1 protein-coding gene is annotated in these 1,368 nt (G+C 71.4%); it reads right to left on the bottom strand.

Features of this window, described 5'->3' with window-relative positions:
• Positions 1-1,368, bottom strand: a 1,368-nt coding sequence (locus CNO22_RS27085; protein WP_100502306.1) for an NADP-dependent succinic semialdehyde dehydrogenase, incomplete at both ends; no start/stop codon positions are given.

Below are 1,368 nucleotides of genomic sequence, written 5' to 3'. Positions count from 1 at the left end.
CTGCTGGCTGCTGGGTGGGCCGATCCAGACGGTCTTGGCGTTGCAGAACTCGTACATGCCCAGCTCGGTCAGCTCCCGGCCGTAGCCGCTCTGCTTGACCCCGCCGAAGGGCAGCTCCGGATAGCTGGTCGTCATCCCGTTGACGAACGCCATGCCCGAGGCGATGTCGCGGATGAACCGCAACCGCTCACCGGAGTCCTCACTCCACAGGTTCGCGCCCAGGCCGTAGACGTGGTCGTTGGCCAACCCGATCGCCTCGTCCAGATCGGCCACCGTGTGCAACGCCGCGACCGGGCCGAACACCTCCTCCGACCAGATCCCCATCTGCGGGGTCACCCCGGTCACCAGCGTCGGCTCGTAGAACCAGCCCGGCCGGTCCACCCGCCTGCCGCCGACCACCACGGTGGCGCCCTTGGCGACCGCGTCGGCCACGTAGCGCTCCACGTCGGCCCGGCCGGACTCGGTGGCCAGCGGGCCCACCTGGGTCCCCTCGTCCATCGGATCCCCCACGGTCAGCGCCGCCAGCTTCTCGGCGAACAACCCGGTGAACTCCTCGGCCACCTCGGCGTGCACGAAGAACCGCTTCGCGGCGATGCAGCTCTGCCCGTTGTTCTGACACCGCGCGGTCACCGCCACCTCCGCGGCCCGGTCCAGATCCGCCGAGGGCATCACGATGAACGGATCCGAGCCGCCCAGCTCCAGCACCGTCTTCTTCAACGCGTCCCCGGCCACCCGCGCCACCGCCTGCCCGGCGGCATTCGACCCGGTCAGCGTCGCGGCCACCACCCGCTCGTCGCGCAGCACCCGCTCCACCGCACCCGAGCCGATCAGCAGGGTCTGGAACACGTCGCCGGGGAACCCGGCCTTGCAAAACAGCTCCTGCAGGTACAGCGCGGTCTGCGGCACGTTGGAGGCGTGCTTGAGCAGCCCCACGTTGCCGGCCATCAACGCCGGCGCGGCGAACCGGATCGCCTGCCACAGCGGAAAGTTCCACGGCATCACCGCCAGCACCACCCCCAGCGGCTGGTGCACCACGTACGCCTCGGTCGCCCCCACCGCCCGCGCATCGGCCGGCTGCGGCGCCAGCATCTGCTCGCCGTGCTCGGCGTAGTACCGCAGCCCCTTGGCGCACTTGCCCACCTCCGCCCGTGCCGCCGCCAGCGTCTTGCCCATCTCGGTCGTCATCAGCTCCGCCACGCTCTTGGCGTCGGCGTCCAGCACATCGGCGGCCGCCCGCAACCAGCCGGCCCGCTCCCGCGGGCTGGTCAGCCGGTAGCCCTCGAACGCGGCAGCCGCACGGGCGATCCGCTCCTGCACGGCCTCCTCCGAGAGCGGCTCGAAGGTCTGCAGCGTCTCACCGGTGGCGGG

It is taken from the genome of Geodermatophilus chilensis, from assembly GCF_002802985.1.
Taxonomy (GTDB): domain Bacteria; phylum Actinomycetota; class Actinomycetes; order Mycobacteriales; family Geodermatophilaceae; genus Geodermatophilus; species Geodermatophilus chilensis.
Note: the sequence above shows the minus strand (reverse complement) of the source record. Positions and strands in the feature narration are given on the sequence as shown.